18 protein-coding genes are annotated in these 20,630 nt (G+C 60.7%); 9 read left to right on the forward strand and 9 right to left on the reverse strand.

What is annotated here, in order from left to right; all coding sequences use genetic code 11:
* Position 1 precedes the first annotated feature (1 nt).
* Positions 2-250, reverse strand: coding sequence for a hypothetical protein (locus AC0Z4S_RS01460; protein WP_485621769.1), 249 nt, complete (start codon positions 248-250; stop codon positions 2-4).
* Between the two features lie 167 nt (positions 251-417).
* Here AC0Z4S_RS01460 and AC0Z4S_RS01465 point away from each other — a divergent pair, with 167 nt between their 5' ends.
* Positions 418-1,059 carry an ATPase gene (locus tag AC0Z4S_RS01465; RefSeq protein WP_485621770.1) on the forward strand — a complete coding sequence of 214 codons (642 nt, stop codon included), beginning with the start codon at positions 418-420 and terminating at the stop codon, positions 1,057-1,059.
* Positions 1,060-1,144: 85 nt separating this feature from the next.
* Positions 1,145-1,486 carry a YajG family lipoprotein gene (locus AC0Z4S_RS01470; protein WP_253501102.1) on the forward strand — a complete coding sequence of 114 codons (342 nt, stop codon included), beginning with the start codon at positions 1,145-1,147 and terminating at the stop codon, positions 1,484-1,486.
* 1,069 nt (positions 1,487-2,555) lie between these two features.
* Here the strand turns inward: AC0Z4S_RS01470 and AC0Z4S_RS01475 are convergent.
* From AC0Z4S_RS01475 to AC0Z4S_RS01490, 4 genes are all read right to left on the reverse strand, one after another.
* A complete protein-coding gene (locus tag AC0Z4S_RS01475; RefSeq protein ID WP_485621771.1) occupies positions 2,556-3,512 on the reverse strand; it encodes a 2-hydroxyacid dehydrogenase in 957 nt (318 codons plus the stop codon).
* 31 nt (positions 3,513-3,543) lie between these two features.
* Positions 3,544-4,302, reverse strand: a complete 759-nt coding sequence (locus AC0Z4S_RS01480; RefSeq protein WP_056785129.1) for an SDR family oxidoreductase — start codon at positions 4,300-4,302, stop codon at positions 3,544-3,546.
* 33 nt (positions 4,303-4,335) lie between these two features.
* Positions 4,336-5,028, reverse strand: coding sequence for a fumarylacetoacetate hydrolase family protein (locus tag AC0Z4S_RS01485; RefSeq protein ID WP_485621772.1), 693 nt, complete (start codon positions 5,026-5,028; stop codon positions 4,336-4,338).
* A gap of 99 nt (positions 5,029-5,127) precedes the next feature.
* Positions 5,128-6,477: an MFS transporter gene (locus AC0Z4S_RS01490; RefSeq protein ID WP_485621773.1), complete on the reverse strand. Its 1,350-nt coding sequence runs from the start codon at positions 6,475-6,477 to the stop codon at positions 5,128-5,130.
* Between the two features lie 539 nt (positions 6,478-7,016).
* Between AC0Z4S_RS01490 and AC0Z4S_RS01495 the strand changes: the two genes are divergently transcribed.
* On the forward strand, positions 7,017-7,949 hold the full coding sequence (locus AC0Z4S_RS01495; protein ID WP_253501114.1) for a helix-turn-helix transcriptional regulator: 933 nt from the start codon (positions 7,017-7,019) through the stop codon (positions 7,947-7,949).
* 8 nt (positions 7,950-7,957) lie between these two features.
* Here the strand turns inward: AC0Z4S_RS01495 and AC0Z4S_RS01500 are convergent, their stop codons facing one another.
* The 4 genes from AC0Z4S_RS01500 to AC0Z4S_RS01515 all read right to left on the reverse strand — a co-directional run bounded on the left by AC0Z4S_RS01500 (position 7,958) and on the right by AC0Z4S_RS01515 (position 13,287).
* Positions 7,958-9,151, reverse strand: coding sequence for a GAF domain-containing sensor histidine kinase (locus tag AC0Z4S_RS01500; protein WP_485621774.1), 1,194 nt, complete (start codon positions 9,149-9,151; stop codon positions 7,958-7,960).
* A 126-nt stretch (positions 9,152-9,277) separates the two neighbouring features.
* Entirely contained in the window at positions 9,278-11,446 is a 2,169-nt protein-coding gene (locus AC0Z4S_RS01505; RefSeq protein ID WP_485621775.1) for a TonB-dependent siderophore receptor, read from the reverse strand.
* 267 nt (positions 11,447-11,713) lie between these two features.
* Positions 11,714-12,553, reverse strand: coding sequence for a glutathione-dependent disulfide-bond oxidoreductase (gene yghU, locus AC0Z4S_RS01510; protein WP_485621776.1), 840 nt, complete (start codon positions 12,551-12,553; stop codon positions 11,714-11,716).
* Positions 12,554-12,783: 230 nt separating this feature from the next.
* A complete protein-coding gene (locus tag AC0Z4S_RS01515; RefSeq protein WP_485621777.1) occupies positions 12,784-13,287 on the reverse strand; it encodes a cupin domain-containing protein in 504 nt (167 codons plus the stop codon).
* Between the two features lie 180 nt (positions 13,288-13,467).
* Here AC0Z4S_RS01515 and AC0Z4S_RS01520 point away from each other — a divergent pair, with 180 nt between their 5' ends.
* The 6 genes from AC0Z4S_RS01520 to AC0Z4S_RS01545 all read left to right on the forward strand — a co-directional run bounded on the left by AC0Z4S_RS01520 (position 13,468) and on the right by AC0Z4S_RS01545 (position 20,614).
* On the forward strand, positions 13,468-15,255 hold the full coding sequence (locus AC0Z4S_RS01520; RefSeq protein ID WP_485621778.1) for a thiamine pyrophosphate-requiring protein: 1,788 nt from the start codon (positions 13,468-13,470) through the stop codon (positions 15,253-15,255).
* 10 nt (positions 15,256-15,265) lie between these two features.
* A complete protein-coding gene (locus AC0Z4S_RS01525) occupies positions 15,266-16,003 on the forward strand; it encodes a DUF72 domain-containing protein (protein WP_485621779.1) in 738 nt (245 codons plus the stop codon).
* Positions 16,004-16,078: 75 nt separating this feature from the next.
* Positions 16,079-16,972, forward strand: coding sequence for a Dyp-type peroxidase (locus AC0Z4S_RS01530; protein WP_485621780.1), 894 nt, complete (start codon positions 16,079-16,081; stop codon positions 16,970-16,972).
* 9 nt (positions 16,973-16,981) lie between these two features.
* Positions 16,982-17,947: a Gfo/Idh/MocA family protein gene (locus AC0Z4S_RS01535; protein WP_485621781.1), complete on the forward strand. Its 966-nt coding sequence runs from the start codon at positions 16,982-16,984 to the stop codon at positions 17,945-17,947.
* 187 nt (positions 17,948-18,134) lie between these two features.
* The gene (locus AC0Z4S_RS01540) at positions 18,135-18,887 is read left to right on the forward strand and encodes a GntR family transcriptional regulator (protein ID WP_485621782.1); all 753 of its coding nucleotides are present in this window, start codon (positions 18,135-18,137) and stop codon (positions 18,885-18,887) included.
* Complete coding sequence (locus tag AC0Z4S_RS01545; protein ID WP_485621783.1) at positions 18,884-20,614, forward strand: fumarate reductase/succinate dehydrogenase flavoprotein subunit; 1,731 nt, start codon at positions 18,884-18,886, stop codon at positions 20,612-20,614. Before AC0Z4S_RS01540 ends, AC0Z4S_RS01545 begins: the two co-directional genes overlap by 4 nt.
* The last annotated feature ends 16 nt before the right edge of the window (positions 20,615-20,630 follow it).

The raw sequence follows: 20,630 nt of genomic DNA on the forward strand, positions 1-20,630 counted from the left end.
TTCACGCTTGCGGGCTTAGCCAGGTGTCTATCACGCGGCGATCGAGTTCTTCCCAATAGGCCATGCCCAGCACCCGCGTGGTGTTGAGCCCGCGCAGGTAACCGCGCAGTTGCTGGGCGGTGTCGCGGATCAATCGCGCATCGTCGGTGTTTTTGTCCAGCAGCACGGTTTCGTACTGGACCAGGTATTCCGCCACGCGCTCGCGATATTCAGGCAGCACGGCGTCACGGATCAGATCAAACGTTCTCAAGGCGAGACCCTCATCATTTTTCTTGGATGTATCCAGTGTGCATCAGTCTGCGCGACACGCAACTATTGCTGGAAGTAATAGTGACCATCAAGAAACGCAAGTTCTGCTTTGCCGGCGATCGGCGGAAAATCGCCTCCATCGAAGACGCAGCTCAAGGAAATTGCGCGATGAACATTCTGACTCGACTGGCAATGATCGCCCTGCTGATGGGCGGGTTGGCTACCGCACCGGCTTACGCAGACGACGCCCGGTCGTGTCACCTGCAACCCATCGCCGCCAGCGCCTCGGCGTTGCAGCACACGCAGACCGTAGGTGTGTTGTTGAGTGAGAACACCTTGCAGAACCTGCAATACCTGGAGCGTTACCACGACATGGCGCTGAACGGCGCGAAAGACGCACTCGACTCGCGAATCCGTGATGCCTTTGTCGGCAGCTCCGACCCGGAACTGGCCCTCGACTGGCTGGTGAGTTCGCTGCAGCAGCAGTTCGTCTCGGTGACTGTTTACGACAATCTCGATGAGCTGGTTCAGGCCCATCCGGACGTGGTGGTCAAGCTCGACACCTTCAATCGTTTGCTGACCCAGCGCAACAGTCTGGTCGAGGCGCGCTTCTCTGCGCGGTTCTACGACGCCGATCTGCAGTACATCGGCAAGGCGGAAGGGGCGATCGAGCGAGAGCTGCCTTCGGTCTGGGTGCACAACCAGGCGGCGCCGCAAATCGCCGCACAGATCAATCAGCAGCGTGACCTGCAACTCAACGCGCTGAAGCAATTCGATGTGTCGCTCAAGGCGCTGGTGGCGTCGAGCTGATTCTCAAAAATTTAATGGCAGCGGCGATGCCGTGAAGTCGAGCCGCTGCCGGTTGAACCGAACCTTTATTTTCAGGATTACCCCGATGCGTCCTTTATTCGTGCCTGTCATGGCTTTGGCTTCCTTGTTGCTCGCTGGTTGTGCTTCGGCGCCGAACGATCCGACCCTGACGTTGCAGACCAGCAAGACGCCTGCGCAGTACGCTGAGTGTGTGGTGCCGAAGTTGCAGGGCAGTGCGTTGAATCCGACGGTTTCGCAAAGTCAGCGCAGTTATCGGATTGTGGTGCCCAGCAAGGTGTCGGCGGATAACGTGCTGGAGGCGTACAAGGCGGGGAAGGGTGGCAAGGTGTTCATTTATGAGCGGCATTTGCTGGCGTCGAATTTGTTGCCTTCGAGTTTTGAGCGGGCGGCTCAGGATTGCATTTGATCTGAGCGCTTGGGTGGTTTTTTACAGAGCTCCTTTGGTTGGCCGCAACCAACCAATTTTTTCGCCCCACACTGGTTTTCCGGTTGTGGGGTTTTTTTTTGGCTTGGCGGCCTTTGGGCCGACCATGCTTTGGGGGGTTGGGTGTATATCCGTTTTTTGGGTGTTGCGGGTGGCGGTTCCGCTCTTACAGCGGGTCACTTTGGCAAACGCCCCAAAGTAACCAAAGGTCTGTGCCCTGACGTTCGGCCCGCTCGCTTAGGCTCGGGGTTCCTTCGCTGCGGGATCGATCCTGGCGCAGCGGCTCCGGTTTGCTTCGCTGCACCTCCTTCCGCTGTGTACGACTGCGTCGTACGGTCGCTGCGCTCCCACGCCCGGATCAATCCCTTCGCTCAGCCTGCCGACGGGCTCCAGGATCAAAATCGGAACTCGAGCTAACGCTCATCGTATTGGGTGGCGGGGCGGCCTGCCTGGTTTGATTTTGCTTTTCTGTGGGAGCGAGCCTGCTCGCGAAGGCGGCCTGACAGCCGACCTGTTTTTGAGTGGAGCGCGATCCAACTGTAGGAGCTGCCGAAGGCTGCGATCTTTTGATCTGGCCTTTGCTTTTGCTTTTCTGTGAGAGCAAGCGTGCTCCGAAGGCGGCCTGACAGCCGACCTGGTTTTTACCGAATTCACTCGATCAAAACTGTAGGAGCGAGCCTGCTCGCGATGGCGGTGTATCAGACAACTCATCGCTGCCTGACCCGCCGCCATCGCGAGCAGGCTCACTCCTACATTGGATTTTGGGTGTTGGCGGATTCCTGATCACGCCGCGAACCTGTGGGAGCGAGCTTGCTCGCGAAGGCGGCCTGGCAGCCGGCCTGGTTTTCACCGAATTCACTCGATCAAAACTGTAGGAGTGAGCCTGCTCGCGATAGCGGCATATCAGCCAACTTATTGCCGACTGACCTGACGCTTTCGCGAGCAGGCTCACTCCTACATTGGACTTTGGGTGTTGGCGGATTCCTGATCACGCCGCGAAACCTGTGGGAGTGAGCCTGCTCGCGAAGGCGGTAGCGCTCCGTTTGCGGCTTTACCCAGTCACACACCCAGCCGGCACTTTCCCTGCGAAGCTATCAAGCAAGCTCGCCACCACCATTTCCCCCATCCGCGTACGCGTCTGCAATGTTGCACTCGCCCGATGCGGTTGCAGCACCACCTGCTCGCTGCCAAACAACGCTTCCGGCACATTCGGTTCATCAACAAAAACATCCAGCGCGGCGCCAGCAATATCCCCCGCAGACAACGCGGCCACCAGATCCACTTCGTTCACCAGTTTGCCCCGCGCCACATTGACCAGATAGCCATCCTTGCCCAATGCCTGCAACACTTGCGCATCGATAATCGCTTCGCCCTTGTCCGCCGCAGCGGCGAGGATCAGGGCGTCGCTGTCGCGGGCCAGTTGTTTGAGGTCGGCGATGAAGGTGTGGGGGACGTCGCCCATCGGTTGCAGGTCGGTGTAGCTGATCGGGCAGCCGAAGGCGGCGGCGCGGGTGGCGATGGCGCGGCCGACGCGGCCCATGCCGACGATGCCGATGCGCATGCCGGATACTTGTCGGGCCAGGGGCAGGGGTGCGAGGGGGGTTGGGCTTTGCGGCCATTGGCCGGAGCGTACGTAGCGGTCGCTGGTGCACAGGCCGCGGCAGACCGAGATGAGCAGGCCGATGGCGAGGTCGGCGACGTCTTCGGTGAGGGCGCCGATGGTGGCGGTGACGCGGATGCCGCGGTCGCGGGCGTAGGCGAGGTCGACGGCGTCGGTGCCAACGCCGTTCACCGCGACCACTTCCAGGTTCGGCAATTGCGCCATCAGCGCCTGGCTGATGCCGGTGTGGCCGCCGGTGATGACGCCGCGGATGTTGGCGCCGTGTTCCTTCAGGTAGGCGGGTTTGTCCGCTTGCTGGAAGTAGCGGCGTACGGTGAACACTTCGTCCAGACGCGCGTTGATTTGCGGGATCAGGATCGGGCTCAGTTGCAGGATTTCTGGCTTCATGGCTACCTCGTTACGCAATAAAAAGGCCGGCTCAACCGCGGCCGGCAAACGGCATGGCGCTGGCCATGACGGTCATGTTCAGGACGTTGGCCGACAGCGGCAGGCCGGCGATGTAGCGCACCGCGTCGGCGACGTGTTTGACGTCGACCATTGGCTCAACGGCGATGCTGCCGTTGGCCTGGCGTACACCTTTGGTCATGCGCACCGACATTTCCGTGAGCGCATTGCCGATGTCGATCTGGCTGCAGGCGATGTTGAATTCGCGGCCGTCCAGTGCCAGGGATTTGGTCAGGCCGAGCACGGCGTGTTTGCTCGCGGTGTAGGCGCTGCTGAACGGGCGCGGTGTGTGTGCGGAAATCGAACCGTTGTTGATGATCCGACCGCCCTGCGGCTGTTGTTTGCGCATCAGTCCGAACGCGCCACGGGCGCAGAGGAAGACGCCGTTGAGGTTGGTGTCGATCACGTTGCGCCATTGCTCGAACGTCAGTTCATCCAGCGGCACGGCGGGGGCATTGACCCCGGCGTTGTTGAAGACCACATCGAGGCGGCCGTAAACCTCGGCAATGGTCGCGAACAGCACGTCGACACTGGCCGGATCACGCACGTCGGTGGGTACCGCCAGGGCTTGATGACCTTGGCTCTGCGCCAGTTCGACCAGCGCTTGCAACGGCTCGGGCCGGCGGCCGGCGAGCACGAGAGTGAATCCATCGGCCATCAGGCCCAGCGCCACGGCGCGGCCGATACCACTGCCGGCGCCGGTGACCAGTGCGACTTTCAAAGGGGTGGTCATATTGTTGTTCTCCTTTATTCAGAATCCGACGGATCAGGGCCGTGGGCCGACGCGCATTTCCAATTGACCGATGCCGTCGATGCCAGCGCTGATCACGTCGCCGGGTTGCAGGCTGTCGACGCCGGCGGGGCTGCCGGTCATGATCAGGTCGCCGGCGCGCAGGGCCACGGATTGCGAGATGCGGGCGATCACTTCGCTGACCGACCAGATCTGGCTGTCGAGGTTGTCACGCTGGCGTTCTTCGCCGTTGACGTTCAGCCACAACTCGCCCTCGGGATGGCCGGAGCGGCTCACCGGGACGACGGCAGTCATCGGCGCGGCGCCGTCGAACACCTTGGCGCCTTCCCACGGCAAGCCGTTGCTCTTGGCCGCGCGCTGCACATCGCGGCGGGTCAGGTCGAGGCCGGCGGCGTAGCCCCAGACGTAGGCCAGAGCCTGATCTTCAGGGATATTGGCGCCGCCTTCGCCGATGGCCACAACCAGTTCGATTTCATGAACGAAGTCCTCGCACACCGAAGGAAAGGCGACGTCGCCGACGGCATCGACCACGCAGCTCGCCGGTTTCATGAAGAACACTGGTGGCTGGCGCGACTGGCCTTGAGTGTCCGGCCATGGGTAGTTGCGGCCGACACAGAACACCCGGCCGACGGGGAAGCGCTGCTCGCTGCCGAGCACCGGCAGGGTTACGGGCAGATCCGGGGTAAAGACGTATTCAGTCATGTTCATCCTGCGGGTCATCCTTTTTGAAAGGGCAGCGTACGGCGGCTCGCGTCGGTGAAGTTGGACGAAAGCCGCCTGCGTTTGGACAAATCCGGTTTTTTCCGCTCAGCGCACCTTCAGTTCGATGCGATAAAGGCGCCCGAGCAGCAACGAATAGGAGAGGGTGCCGATCAGCGCCACGCCGCCGATGAACCAGAAGGCATAGGCGAAGGTGCCAGTGGCGTGGACGATGGCGCCGATTACGATCGGCGTGACGATGCCACCGATGTTCGCCGCCAGGCTGGTGATGCCGCCAGTGAGGCCGATCAGCTCTTTCGGCGCTACTTCCGAGACCGCCGCCCATGACGAGGACGCGATGCCTTGGGCGAAGAAGGCGATGGTCAGCACGGCGATGCAAATCAGGTTGGAGTCGGTGAAATTCACCAGCACGATCGACATGCCCAGCATCGAGCCGACCACCAACGGCAACTTGCGCGCAAACGACATCGAGTAGCCGCGACGGATCAGCAGGTCGGAAACGATGCCGGCCAGCAGAATCCCCACCGTCGCACCGACGAAGGGCAGCACGGCGAAGATCCCGGCCTTGATCATGGTCAGTTTGCGTTCTTCGATCAGGTAAGTCGGGAACCAGGTGAGGAAGAAGTACAGCGCCGAGGTGCTGGCGAATTTGCCGATGCAGATCGCCCAGATCTGCCGATAGCTGAACAGCTCGGCAATCTGCCGCCAGTTGAAACGGGTGCGTTCCTGGCTGCTCTTGACCAGCCCGCCGCCGGTTTCGATGTACTTCAATTCTTCCTGGCTGACTTTTTTGCAGTTCAGCGGATCGCGATACAGGTACAGCCACAGCACACCGAAGACAATGCCAAGTGCGCCGGTGCTGTAGAACACGTGGCGCCAGTCGAAGGTGGTCGCCAGCCACAGCAGCGCGCCGGTGAACAACGCCGTGCCGAGGTACTGGCCGCACACGTAAATGCTGCTGGCCAAGCCGCGTTCCCGCGCCGGGAACCACACCGTCACCGCGCGGCTATTGGCCGGAAAGGCCGGAGCTTCCATGGCGCCGACCGCCAGGCGCAGGCCGAACAACGAAGCGAAACCGGTGGCGAAGCCTTGGCAAACGGTGACGGTCGACCAACTGATCAGCGATACGCCGTAGGTGAAGCGCGAGCCAAACCGGTCGGCGATGAACCCGGCCGGCACCAGTGCCAGCGCATAGGTCCAGGCGAAGGCGGAAAAGATCAGGCCCATCTCGATCTTGTCCAGGCCCAGATCCTTGGCCATGAACGGCGCGGCGATCGAGATGTTCACCCGGTCGATGTAGTTGATGATCGTCGCAATCAGCAGCAACGACAGCATGAACCAGCGCCGCCGCGTAGGCAGGCGCTGCGCCGAAACGGCATCGCGTGCGTCGGCAATCACCGGCGGCACCGTGGCACTGGAAGAATGGGAGTTGGACATGCGGTGACCTCGTTATTGTTAGAAGAGTCGAGATTTTTCGAGCAGCCGATGCCGTTGCCCGCAGGTGTGGGGCAAGGCAATCGAGCGGGTTGCAGCGCGGGTTTCAGACGTTCAGCAACGTCTTTGTGCGATTGACTTCAAGGGGAGGTCGGGCGGGGCGGCGAGGGGGAATAGCAGGATCATGACGTGCGCACCTTTGATTGTTTTTGATAGAGGTTGGGCTGCGTTGTCATCACAGTGGTCGTACAACGGTTCTAAATCAACCGGCGGGTTAGAACGTTTTTTCTTCAAAAAAGTGAATTGGGCGAACCTGTCCAAAAAGATAAATACGATTTGTCGTGATAATAACCATCATGTAGTTATCTTAAGTGCCCGATAAATAACGGTTATCTGTATTTCGATGGCAATGCGGTTTTTGGACATGCGCACCACGAGGCTTCTTTCAAAAAATCCCATGTCATCGTATGACTCATTGCCGCCCACCGCCCAACCCTGCAAGATGACAGGCGCCAGCTCACCGCCCGGAGGACCACCCGCCCATGTCTTCACCCAGCCGTATTCCGACCTACGTTATGCAGCAACGCAGCGAATTGACCGATTTCTACATTCGCGACAAAAAGGGTCGGCGCGCCGAAACCGCGCCTCACCGGCATGAGTACTTCCAGATTCAGATCAACCTCGGTGGCGACACCGTGCAGCACATCGGCAGCGTGCAGCGACCGTTCCCGCGCAACACCCTGGCGTTCATCCTGCCCCATCGCGTGCATGTGATTCCGCATCCCGAGGACAGCAATTTCATCGTCATCAATTTTTCCCAGACATTCCTCTTGCCACATCTGCAATGCGACCCGATGGATCTGGAAGAAGTGTCGATCCTGCTGGCGCCGGAGCTGTCGCCGTTCCGCTTTCAGGAGCATCTGGATTTCATTCTGGGCGATGAGGAGTTTGCTCAGGTCTGTGGCTTGATCGAGCAGATGCGCGCACTGGATGAGAACCGTCAGTTCGGCACACGGGAAATGCTCAAGGGGCTGTTGCTGCAGATGATTGGCAGCGTGTGTTTTCTCTATGCCGAACCGCTCAAGCGTCTGGCGGAAGAGAATGCCGCCGAGAACAGTCGTCGCGACGCCTTGAGCCGCATGTTCGAGTACTTGCGCAAGAACATCGCCGATCCTGATCTCAATCTGATCAAGGTTGCCGCCGCGACCTATCTGTCACCGACCTACCTGACGCACTGGCTGCGCAAGGAGATCGGCAAGACGTTCACCGAGCTGGTGCTGGAGCGGCGCATGCACGCCGCACGCAACTTTCTGCTCAACAGCACGCGCTCGGTGGGCGAGGTGGCGCGCTTGTGCGGGTTTGCCGACGAGGCCTATTTTTCCCGACGCTTTCGCCAGATTCATGGCCAGCCGCCGGGGCAGTTTCGTCGGCGTCAGCTCAACCCGGACACGCCGCAGACACCATTGAACACTTAGAGCCGCGCTCAGACCCACTTGAAGCGGGCAGGGAAGCGCGCCACGAAACAGGTGCCTGCTTCGCTGTCGGAGGTCACGCTCAGCGTGCCGTTGTGCGCATTGGCAATTTGCCCGGCAATGTACAGGCCCAATCCCAGACCTTCATTGCGCTGACCCGCTTCGGAACGCGAGAACGGTTCGAACAGCAGCGGCATCAGCGCGGGCGGAATCGGCGCGCCCTGGTTAGTCAGCGAAATGACCATCTCGTCGCCCTCGGCAAACGCCTTGAGCACGATCGGCTCTTCCGTCGAGCCATGGGTCACGGCGTTACCCAGCAGATTCGACAACAGCTGGCTGATGCGCAGCGGGTCGCAATACACGCCGGTCGGCACCTCCAGCACATCAATGAACTGCGCCTGCGGGTACGCCACCTTGATTTCGTCCAGGGTCTGGCGCAGCGTTTGCTGCAAGTCGTCCACCAGTTTGCGCTGCACCGGAATTCCGCTGCCGAGTCGGCCGCGGGCGAAGTCAAGGATGTTTTCGATCAACACGCCCATGCGTACCGAGCTGGTGCGGATCGCCGACAGTAGCGTGCGCGAGCGCTTGTCCTCGGCTTTGCTTTCGAGCAGGTCGGCGCTCATGCGGATGGCGCTCAGCGGCGTGCGCAAATCGTGCCCCAGCACCGCAATGAATTGCTCGCGCAGACGGCCCATTTCGTTGGCATCGGCCAGCGCTGTTCTGGTTGCCTGCAGATGACCTTGGGTATCCAGGCTCATGGCGATCAACTGGGCGAAAAGGGTGAGGGTCTTTTCAATGGCCGAGTCATCGAGATTCGCCGGCACCGAATCGATGGCGCACAGCGTGCCGAAGAATTCACCATCGGCCTTGATGATCGGAATCGAGATGTAGCTTTCCAGCCCGTAGGTTTTCGGCGTGTGATGCGTGGAGAACAGCGGGTGCTGGCTGGCGTGGCCGAAGATCACCGGCTGATGATGCTGGCGGATTTCATGACAAATCGTCGATTCGAGCACCAGTTCGCCGCCGGGCAAAAGGCCGAAATCGATTGAGTCATCTACGGCGCAAGCGATCCACTTGCTCTCGGTGACCCGCGCTACGGCGGCGAAGCGCATGCCGGTCATGTGCTTGACCATGCTCAGGATCACCGGCACGGCGTCAATGCTGCCGATGGCTTCGAGGTCGGAGGAAAAATCTGTCTGGGGCATGGCCGGCGCCTCGCGAAAGTGTCGCCAGAGACTATCGGTTATTGCCGGCCATGCCTAATGAACGTGCAAAAAAAGGGGCCGGGAAAACTCCCGGCGCCCATTGTGCGGCGCGCTGAGCCTGGCGACTCAGAACTTGTACTTGGCCGTCATCATGTAGCTGCGCGGCGTGCCGTAGTTGTCGGTCGAGCCCCAGGTCACGTCAGTACCGATGGACGAGTAGTACTTGCGATCGAAGATGTTGTTGGCGTTGACCTGCAGGTCGAGGTGTTTGTTGACCTCGTAGCCGGCCATCAGATCGGTGACCGCGTAGCCGCCCTGTTGCAGGCGATAGCTGCTGCCACTGGCCAGGGCGATGTCGTTGTACATGCGGCTCTGCCAGTAGACGTTGCCGCCCACCCGCAGTTTTTCCAGCGGGCCTTTGAAGCGGTACACGGTGGAGACCTTGAACAGGTGCTCGGGCATGTCGGTGTCGAACTTCTGATTATTGTTCGCCGGGTTTTCGTCCTTGATGTAGTGGGCGCGGGTGTAGGTGTAGCCGGCGCCTACTTGCCATTGCTCGGTCAGCGCACCTTGCAGCTCCATGTCTACGCCCTGAGCGCGGACCTTGCCGGAGGTTTCGTAGCAGGTCAGTTCCGGGCAGCCGAGCTGGGTCGCCGCCTGAGTGGCGCGGTTGGTCTGGTCCATCTGGAACACCGCCACGCTGCCGTTCAGGGCGCCGTCGAAATATTCGCCCTTGATGCCGACTTCGTAGTTTTCACCGACGATCGGCTCGAGCACTTTGCCGCCGAGATCTTTCTGGGTTTGCGGGGTGAAGATATCGGTGTAGCTGGCGTAGACCGAGTGATGGTCGTCGAGCTTGTAGATCAGGCCCGCATAACGGGTCAGGTTGCGGGTGACCTTGAAGTCGCCATCGGCAGTGCGATCGTCGTAGTCATACCAGTCCAGACGACTGCCGAGGATCAGCGTCAGCGGATCGGCCAGGCTCAAGCGCGTGGTCAGGTAAACCGCGTCCTGGGTGGTGACGTTGCGCGACTTGCCGCTGCGCACGAAGTCAGGCTTTGGCGCGCCAATCGGCAAGCCTGTGTCGTAGGGCGAATATTCCTTGGTGGTGGCGTCGTACACACGATTGCTGGCGCCGACTACCAGTTCATGGGTGCGGCCGAATGCTTCGAACGGGCCGCTGGCAAAACCGTCGAACGCGCGTTGCTTGTCGGTGTGGTGCGATTGGTAGGCGGTGGTTTCCAGCGGGCCGTCGTAGCGCGACAGGTATGTGCCGGAGAATTCGCCCTCGAGCGTTGAAGTCGAACCGCCGAGGTGCAGTTTCCAGTCGTTGTCGAACCGGTGTTCGACTTCACCGAACACGGTGTCGACCTGCAGCTTGCGGTTTTCCCAATCGGTGCCCGGATAGGTGGAGCGGGGCAAGTCGAGGTGGTGGCCGTCTTCGCCGATCGGCAGGCCGCCCCAGAAATAGTTGGTCTGGTCGTTCTGCCGGGAGAAGCCGAGCGTCGCGGTGGTGCTGTCGCTCAGGTCGGCTTCACCGATGGCGTAGAACAGACCGTGATCGTTTTCTTCCTTGTCGCGGAAGCTGTCGGCGCCCTGATACGACGTCACCACACGGCCACGCAGCGTGCCGCTTTCGTTCAGCGGGCTGGAGGCATCGACTTCGCCACGGTAGTCATCCCAGCTGCCCGCGGCGCCAGTGAGGGTCACGCGCTGGTCGGCGGTCGGACGTTTGCGCACCATGTTGATCGCCGCCGACGGGTTGCCGGCACCGGTGACGAGGCCGGTCGCACCACGGACGATTTCCACCCGGTCGAACATCGCCAGGTTCGGCTGGACCGCGAGGGTGAACGGCGAATACGAGCTGGGCAGGCCGTCGTACATGATGTTGTCGATGTCGAAACCGCGCGCCTTGTAAGTCTGCCGACCCGGGCCGCTGGCCTCGCTGAGGAACAGCCCCGGCGTGCCACGCACCACGTCGTTGACGCTGGTCATGTTCTGGTCATCCATGCGCTGGCGAGTGATCACGGTCACCGCCTGCGGTGTTTCGCGCATGGTCAGTGACAGCTTGGTCGCGGTCTGCATCGGGCCGGTGGTGTAGGACTGCGTGTCTTCGGTGGTGCTGCTCATCTGCGTAGCGCCGATTTCGGTCGCTTGCAGTTCCAGCGGGCCATTGGCTGGCGCGGTGGAAGCGGCTTCTTCGGCCAGCGCAGGTGCGATGCCGGCCATGCCGATGGCGATCGCGAGGAGGTTAGGTGAAAGGTTCGAACGGCGGTGAATGGTGTGAAACGACATCTATCTGCTTCCCCAGGATTGCCCAAACGACACTGATGCGAGTGCATGTAAGAATTATTCGCATTAGTATGTCGGAAGTTTCTGGGGGAATAAACCCGTACGAGTCAGTTAGTTAATGATTTTTTCACAATTGGATTTGATCGCTTCCGCAAACGAATGTGGGAGCGAGCTTGCTCGCGAAAGCGGTGTGTCATTCAACAGATGCGTTGTCTGACACTCCGCTTTCGCGAGCAGGCTCGCTCCCACAGGGTTATGCCGTGTCTGGAATCAGTCCAGATCCTTCGCCCCATGCCGCTCCGGCACCTGACTGTCTTCATCACCCCAAGTGCGGTTCACCCGTTGTCCACGCACGACCGCTGGCCGCTTGGCGATGTCTTCCGCCCAGCGCTGCACATGGGTGTATTCATGCGCCGCGAGAAATTCCGCCGCCGAGTAGACATTGTTGCGTACCAGTTGCCCGTACCAGGGCCACACGGCGATGTCGGCGATGGTGTAGTCGTCGCCGGCCAGATAGTCGTTGTCGGCGAGACGGCGGTTGAGCACATCCAGCTGCCGTTTGGCTTCCATGGTGAAGCGGTTGATCGGGTATTCGAGCTTCTCCGGCGCATACGCGTAGAAATGCCCGAAGCCACCGCCCAGGTACGGCGCCGAGCCCATTTGCCAGAACAGCCAGTTGAGGGTTTCGGTGCGACCAGCCGGGTCTTTCGGCAGGAAGGCGCCGAACTTTTCCGCCAGATACAGCAGGATCGAGCCAGACTCGAACACCCGGATCGGCGGCTCGACGCTGCGGTCCAGCAGCGCCGGGATTTTCGAATTCGGATTGACCTCGACAAAGCCGCTGGAGAACTGATCGCCCTCGCCAATGCGGATCAGCCACGCATCGTATTCCGCCTCGGCGTGCCCGAGTGCGAGCAACTCTTCGAGCATGATGGTGACCTTGACGCCGTTGGGCGTGGCCAGCGAATACAATTGCAACGGATGCTTGCCGACCGGCAGTTCTTTGTCATGGGTCGGACCGGCGATCGGGCGGTTGATGCTGGCGAAGTGGCCGCCGGAAGGGGCTTCGTGTTTCCAGACCTTGGGCGGAACGTAAGACGCGTTGCTCATGAAACGGACCTCGTCGATGCTGGGAGAGAACAGGTAGACACCGTAGGGAAAATTTCCGGCGGGTGCCAGCGATGAGTGCGGTTATTCATATCGAATGATGCAAACCGATCCGCCGTCTTCGCGAGCAGGCTCGCTCCCACAGGGGTATGTATTGGACAGAGAAACAGGGTTCACCCGAATTCATTGTGGGAGCGAGCCTGCTCGCGAAAGCGTCGGCAGTGTCGCCGCGCCTAACGGCTCCAATACTGTCCAACAGCACCACCGGTTCCCTGCACCGGATCACTCTCGGGAAACGCCAGCCCCTCGATCCGCGCCAACTGCTCATCACTCGGCGCCTCCCGGCAGATATCCGCCCGCTGCCCCGGCGGATACGCGCCCACCACCAGAAAATCCTCACTCGATCCCAGATTGCAGTGGCCGGTCCCGGCCGGCAGCAGCAACACATCCCCGGCACTGACTTCGACCTCCTGCCCATCAGGCCCGCCCAACATCAGCCGCGCCTGACCCGCCGCCACGCCAAGCACTTCATGGCCTTCGGTGTGGTAGTGGTGATAGTCGTAAATGCCGTAGCGCCACTGCGCTGGCCAGCCGTTGGTGCCGAAGGTGTGCTCGAAGCGTGCCGCCGGATCATTGCCCTCGATGGCCACCGCGCTGCGATAGATCAGCACCGGCAGACGCGGATTGTTCGGCACCCAGTCATTGCGCTCCAGCAGCAGGGTCTTTACTTCAGTCATGGCCAATCCTCCTTCGATCATTTCTCAATCGACCACAGGGCAGGGCGCACGCCTCAAAAAATCATTGCTGCGTAAACACGGGGCCAAAGTCATTGCCCGCACAATCCAGCGAAACTTCACCGCGAAGCGGGCTGTCCAGACCCTTACATGTCCATGCAGCAGCAAATGGCGAGGGTCAAGATGACGATGACAGTAGGTGATTTTCTGGTGGAACGGCTCAGCGAATGGGGTGTGACGCGAATTTTTGGCTATCCGGGCGATGGCATCAACGGCGTGTTCGGCGCCATGAGCCGGGCCAAAGGCAAGATCGAATTCGTTCAGGCGCGGCACGAAGAAATGGCTGCGTTCATGGCCTCGGCCCATGCCAAGTTCACCGGCGAGCTGGGCGTGTGTATCGCCACCTCCGGTCCCGGCGCTTCGCACCTGATCACCGGGCTCTACGATGCACGCATGGACCACATGCCGGTGCTGGCCATCGTCGGTCAGCAAGCACGTACAGCGCTGGGCAGTCACTACCAGCAGGAACTGGATCTGGTGTCGATGTTCAAGGATGTCGCCGGGGCTTTCGTGCAGCAGGCTTCGGCGCCTTCGCAAGTGCGCCATCTGCTTGATCGCGCAGTGCGTACCGCGGTCGGCGAGCGCCGCGTCACCGCGCTGATTCTGCCCAATGATTTGCAGGATGTGCCTTACGAACAACCGGCGCGCGCCCATGACACCGCGCATTCCGGCGTCGGTTACAGCAAGCCCAAAGTCGTGCCTTATGAAAGCGATCTGCAACGCGCCGCCGAAGTGCTCAACAGTGGCGAGAAAGTTGCGATTCTGGTCGGAGCCGGTGCACTGGAAGCGACCGACCAAGTGATCGCCGTGGCGGAGAAACTCGGCGCGGGTGTCGCTAAGGCGCTGTTGGGCAAAGCGGTGTTGCCCGACGATCTGCAATGGGTCACCGGCAGCATCGGCCTGCTCGGTACGGAGCCCAGCTACAAGCTGATGAGCGAGTGCGACACCTTGTTGATGATTGGCTCAGGATTCCCCTATTCCGAATTTCTGCCCAAGGAAGGTCAGGCGCGCGGCGTGCAGATCGATCTGCAACCGGACATGCTCAGCCTGCGTTATCCGATGGAGGTCAATCTGGTCGGTGACTCAGCGGAAACCCTCGCCGCGCTGCTGCCGTTGCTCGAACAGAAAACCTCGAACAAATGGCGCAAGAAAATCGAAGGCTGGCGCAGCAGCTGGGAGAAAACCCTGGAAAAACGCGCCATGGCCAAAGCCGATCCGGTCAACCCGCAACGGGTCGTCTACGAGCTGTCACCGCGCTTGCCTGAGCAGGCAATCATCACCAGTGATTCCGGCTCCTGCGCCAACTGGTTCGCCCGCGATCTGAAAATCCGTCGTGGCATGAAATGCTCATTGTCCGGTGGCCTGGCTTCGATGGGCGCTGCGGTGCCGTATGCGATTGCGGCTAAATTTGCCTTCCCGGAACGCCCGGTCATCGCCCTGGTCGGTGACGGCGCAATGCAGATGAACAACATGGCCGAACTGATCACCGTCGCCAAATACTGGCGGCAATGGCAGAGCCCGAAATGGATCTGCGCGGTATTCAACAACGAGGATCTCAACCAGGTCACCTGGGAGCAGCGGGTGATGGAGGGCGATCCGAAGTTCGAAGCATCGCAGAGCATCCCGGATGTGCCGTATCACCTGTTCGCGATTTCCATAGGCCTCAAGGGCATTTTCGTTGATCGCGAAGAAGACGTAGCGGCGGCATGGGAGCAGGCGCTCGCCTCGGAAGTGCCGGTGCTGATCGAGTTCAAGACCGACCCCAACGTGCCGCCACTGCCGCCGCACATCAAGCTTGAGCAAGCGAAGAAGTTCGCCACGACGTTGCTCAAGGGCGATCCGGACGAAGCCGGGGTGATCGTGCAGACCGCCAAGCAAGTGCTCGGCGCTGTGCTGCCGGGCAAAAAATGACGGTGTGCGCTTGAACGAGCCCTCGATATTCATCGGTTGCGCCGGCTGGAGTCTCGGGCGCGAGCACTGGCCGGCATTCCCCGCCGAGGGCACGCACCTGCAACGCTACGCGGCGCGCTTCAACTGTGTGGAAATCAACAGCTCGTTCTATCGCCCGCATCGGCGACAGACCTACGAGCGCTGGGCCGATTCGGTTGCGCCAGACTTTCGCTTTGCCGTGAAGGTGCCCAAGCTCATCACCCATGAGCAGCGGCTCGCGGACAGCGCGGCCGCGCTCGATGAGTTTCTCGGGCAATGCGAAGGTCTGGGCGACCGCTTGGGATGCCTGCTGGTACAACTGCCGCCCAAGCTTGCGTTCGATGAGCCGGTTGCCGAGGTGTTTTTTCGAGCCCTGCGCGAGCGTTTCCGGGGTGGCGTGGTACTGGAGCCGCGACACGAATCGTGGACTGACGCCGAGGCAATGTTAGTGGACTTGCAGATTGCCCAGGCGGTGGTCGATCCGTCGCGGATCAGCACCGACACTGCGCCGGGCGGCTGGCAAGGCCTGCAATACTGGCGCCTGCACGGCTCGCCGCGGATTTACCACAGCGCCTATGACGAGGCTTATCTGCAACGTCTTGCGCAGAACCTGCAGAGCGCGAGCGGCGAGGGCAAAGACATCTGGTGCATCTTCGACAATACCGCCAGCGGCGCTGCGACTGCGAATGCGCTGGTTTTGAGGGCGTTGATCGAAGGCAGTAGACGCTGAAACAACGACGCTTTCGCAACCCACACAAACCATCCGGCTACAGGTAAACTCCGCGCACTTTTTCAAGGAGTTCACATGAGTTACTACCAGCCGGGCATTCTCGCCACCCCTGTTCCTGCGCAAGCACGTCATCTGTTTTTCGCCCTGGCGTCGGTTGAAGCCTTGCCGCAAGCGATCGACAACCTGCTGATGCTGGTGGATGGCAAGTCGGCGGTGGTTGGCTTTGGTGAGTCTCTGACCAAGGCGCTGAATGTAGAAATCGACGGCCTGCGCAGCTTCCCGGCTCTGACCGGCGTCGGCGTCGAGAACCCGTCGACCCAGCACGCGTTGTGGGTCTGGTTGCACGGTGACGACCGTGGTGAACTGCTCAACCGTTGCAATGCCTTGGAAGCCGCGCTGGCCCCGGCCTTGCGTCTGGTGCAGATGCAGGAAACCTTTCGTCACAAGAATGGCCACGACCTCACCGGTTACGAAGACGGCACGGAAAACCCGCACGATGACGCTGCTGTGGCCGCGGCGCTGCTGGGCTCGGGCGCTGGCGCTGACGGAATGGTCGGTAGCAGTTTCGCCGCGATCCAGCAGTGGCAGCACGACCTCAAAGGTTTTCACCGGTTGTCCGCCAGCGAGAAGGACGACATCATGGGTCGTCGCTTGAGCGATAACGAAGAAATCGACGACGCACCGGTTTCTGCTCACGTCAAACGCACTGCCCAGGAAAGCTTTGCGCCCGAGGCGTTTGTCGTGCGCCGTTCGATGCCGTGGATTGAAGGTGATCGCGCCGGGTTGATGTTCCTTGCCTTCGGTTTTTCCCTGGATGCGTTCGAAGCACAACTGCGACGCATGAGCGGACTGGAAGACGGTATTGCCGATGGCTTGTATCGCATCAGCCGGCCGATCACCGGAGGCTATTACTGGTGCCCGCCACTCAAGGAGGGTCACCTTGATCTGCGCGCCTTGCGCATCGGCTGAGGACAGGCAATGAACGTAGTACGTTGGGGCATGATCGGTTGCGGCGATGTAACAGAACGCAAGAGTGGGCCGGCCTTCTACAAGGCTCCCGGTTCGGCGCTGGTGGCGGTAATGGGCCGGCGCCTCGAAGCCGTAACCGATTACGCTGCACGTCACGGTATCGATCGCGTCTACACCGATGTCGATGCGCTGATCAACGATCCGGAAGTGGACGCGGTGTACATCGCCACACCGCCCGACAGCCACTACGCCTACAGCCTGAAAGTCGCCGCCGCCGGCAAGCATTGCTGCGTGGAAAAACCCATGGCACTTAATTCCGGGCAAAGCCGCGAGATGCAGCAAGCGTTTGCCGCTGCCGGCCTGCACCTGTTCGTCTCTTACTACCGCCGCTCGCTGCCACGCTTTGCGCAAGTTCGCCAATGGCTGGAGGAGGGGCGCATCGGTCAAGTTCGGCATTTGAGCTGGACACTGACCAAAGCGCCGACGGCGATGGACCTTGAGGGCGGCGCTAACTGGCGTACCGATCCGGTGCTGGCCGGCGGCGGTTACTTCGCCGACCTGGCGAGTCATGGCTTCGATCTGTTTCAGTATCTGCTCGGTGACATCGTCGAAGTCGCCGGTTTCACCGCGCATCAGGCGGGTTTGTACGCGGCGGAAGATGCGGTAAGTGCCAGTTGGCGATTCGCCTCCGGGGCGCTGGGCATGGGCTGCTGGAACTTTGTCGCGGACCGGCGTGAGGATCGTGTCGAGATTATCGGCAGCGCCGGGCGGATCGGTTTTTCCGTGTTTGATGACCATCCCGTGCAGTTGCGGGCCGATGAACACATCAGCCTGGAAATTGCCCATCCCGAGCATATTCAGTGGCACCACGTACTGGGGATGAACGCGCATATCCGCGGCGACTCGACATACCCCGCAGTCGCCGAGCAAGCCGTCAAGACCGACTGGGTCATGGATCAGATCCTTAAACGCTAAAGTCAAAAGATCGCAGCCTTCGGCAGCTCCTACAGGGGAATCGCATTTCCAACTGTAGGAGCTGCCGAAGGCTGCGATCTTTTGCTTTTCAAGGGCGAATCTAAGGTTATACCCAAACAATATTTCTCAGCCTTGTCATAACATCTCTAAGATCACGTCATAACTCGTTATAACAAGTGATCCTGTGATGACCGATAACGTTCTCTCCCTCAGTAGCGTTCCGCTGCACACCCAACTGCGCGACGTACTCCGTGCGCGGATTCTCGATGGCGAATATCCGCAAGACAGTCAGATGCCTTCCGAAAGCGAGCTTGGCGCGCTGTTCAAAGTCAGTCGCATCACCGTGCGCCAGGCGCTGGGTGATCTGCAAAAGGAAGGGCTGATCTTCAAGATCCATGGCAAGGGCACCTTCGTCGCCAAGCCGAAAACCTTTCAAAACGTCAGCAGCCTGCAAGGTCTCGCCGAGTCGATGACCGGGCGCGGCTATGAAGTGATCAACCGCCTGCGCAGCTTCAAATTCATCGCGGCCGACAAGCGCGTCGCCGAGCGTCTGCAGGTGGTTGAAGGCGAGATCGTCGCGCAGATCAAACGCGTACGGCTGATCAACCGCGAGCCGATCTCGCTGGAAATCACCTACCTGCCCAAAGCCGTTGGCGAGCGCCTGGAGAAGGCCGATCTGGTCACTCGCGACATCTTTCTGATCCTCGAAAACGATTGCGGCATCGCCCTCGGCCACGCCGATCTGGCCATCGACGCGGTGCTGGCCGACAGCGACCTGACCCAGGCACTCAACGTCGAAGCCGGCTCGCCGATCATGCGCATCGAGCGCCTGACCCATGACGCCCAAGGCCAGCCGCTGGACTTCGAACACCTTTATTACCGTGGCGATGCGTTTCAGTACCGCCTGCGGATCGACCGGCAGAAAGGGGAGCAGGCATGACCCGCAACGTTCTAGAACAGGAATACGACATCGTCGTGATTGGCGGTGGTACAGCCGGGCCGATGGCGGCGATCAAGGCCAAAGAGAAGAACCGCGATCTGCGCGTGTTGCTGGTCGACAAGGCCAACGTCAAACGCAGCGGCGCGATCAGCATGGGCATGGATGGGCTGAACAACGCGATCATCCCGGGGCATTCGACGCCGGAGCAGTACACCAAGGAAATCACCATCGCCAATGACGGCATCGTCAATCAGGCGGCGGTATATGCCTACGCCACGCACAGTTTCGAAACCATCGAGCAGCTCGACCGTTGGGGGGTGAAGTTCGAGAAGGACGAAACCGGCGACTACGCGGTGAAGAAGGTCCACCACATGGGTGCCTATGTGTTGCCGATGCCGGAAGGGCACGACATCAAGAAAGTTCTGTATCGGCAGTTGAAGCGTGCGCGGGTGAGCATCACCAATCGCTTGGTCTGCACGCGTTTGCTGACTGACGAGGAGGGCGCGGTCAACGGTGTGATGGGTTTCGACTGCCGCACCGCCGACTTCCATGTGGTCAAGGCCAAAGCGGTGATTCTTGCCTGCGGAGCGGCCGGACGCCTCGGTCTGCCGTCGTCGGGCTACCTGATGGGCACTTACGAAAACCCGACCAATGCGGGGGACGGCTACGCGATGGCCTATCACGCCGGCGCCGAACTGGCCAATCTCGAGTGCTTCCAGATCAACCCGCTGATCAAGGATTACAACGGCCCGGCCTGCGCCTACGTCACCGGCCCGCTGGGTGGCTATACCGCCAACAACAAGGGCGAACGCTTCATCGAGTGCGACTACTGGAGCGGGCAGATGATGTGGGAGTTCCACCAGGAACTGGAGAGCGGCAACGGCCCGGTGTTCCTCAAACTCGATCACCTGGCCGAGGAAACCATCCAGAACATCGAGGAAATCCTGCACAGCAACGAGCGCCCGAGTCGTGGCCAGTTCCACGCCAATCGCGGCACTGACTACCGCACGCAGATGGTCGAAATGCATATTTCGGAAATCGGTTTTTGCAGCGGCCACTCGGCGTCCGGCGTGTGGGTCAACGAGCGTGCCGAGACCTCGGTCAAGGGCCTGTACTCGGCCGGCGACATGGCTGCGGTGCCGCACAACTACATGCTCGGCGCTTTCACTTATGGCTGGTTCGCCGGCCACAACGCCGCAGACTTTGTCGCCGGCCGCGAGTTTTCCGCACTGGACGCCGAGCAGATCGAGAAGGAAAAAGCCCGGGTCTACGCACCGCTCGATCGCGCAGAAGGCCTGCCGCCGGCGCAGGTCGAGTACAAGCTGCGGCGCTTCGTCAACGACTACCTGCAACCGCCGAAAGTGACCAAAAAAATGCAGATCGGCCTGCAACGCTTCAGCGACATCGAGCGCGATCTCGAGCAGATGAAAGCCAACAACGCTCATGAATTGATGCGCGCGATGGAAACCAGCGTGATCCGCGACTGCGCCGAAATGGCCGCCCGCGCCTCGTTGTTCCGCGCCGAAAGTCGCTGGGGCCTGTACCACTATCGCGTCGACCATCCGCAACGCAACGATGCCGAGTGGTTCTGCCATTGCCATCTGAAGAAGGGCGAGGACGGGCGCATGACCAGTTTCAAGAAAGCTGTCGAGCCTTACATCATCCCGCTCGATGCCGAGGAAATGCAGGCTTACGACCGCCTGCGGGTGGGCGCTTTCGCCGCTTGAGACATCATTATTCAGA

This window comes from Pseudomonas sp. 1L-B-1-E-C1 (assembly GCF_057291835.1).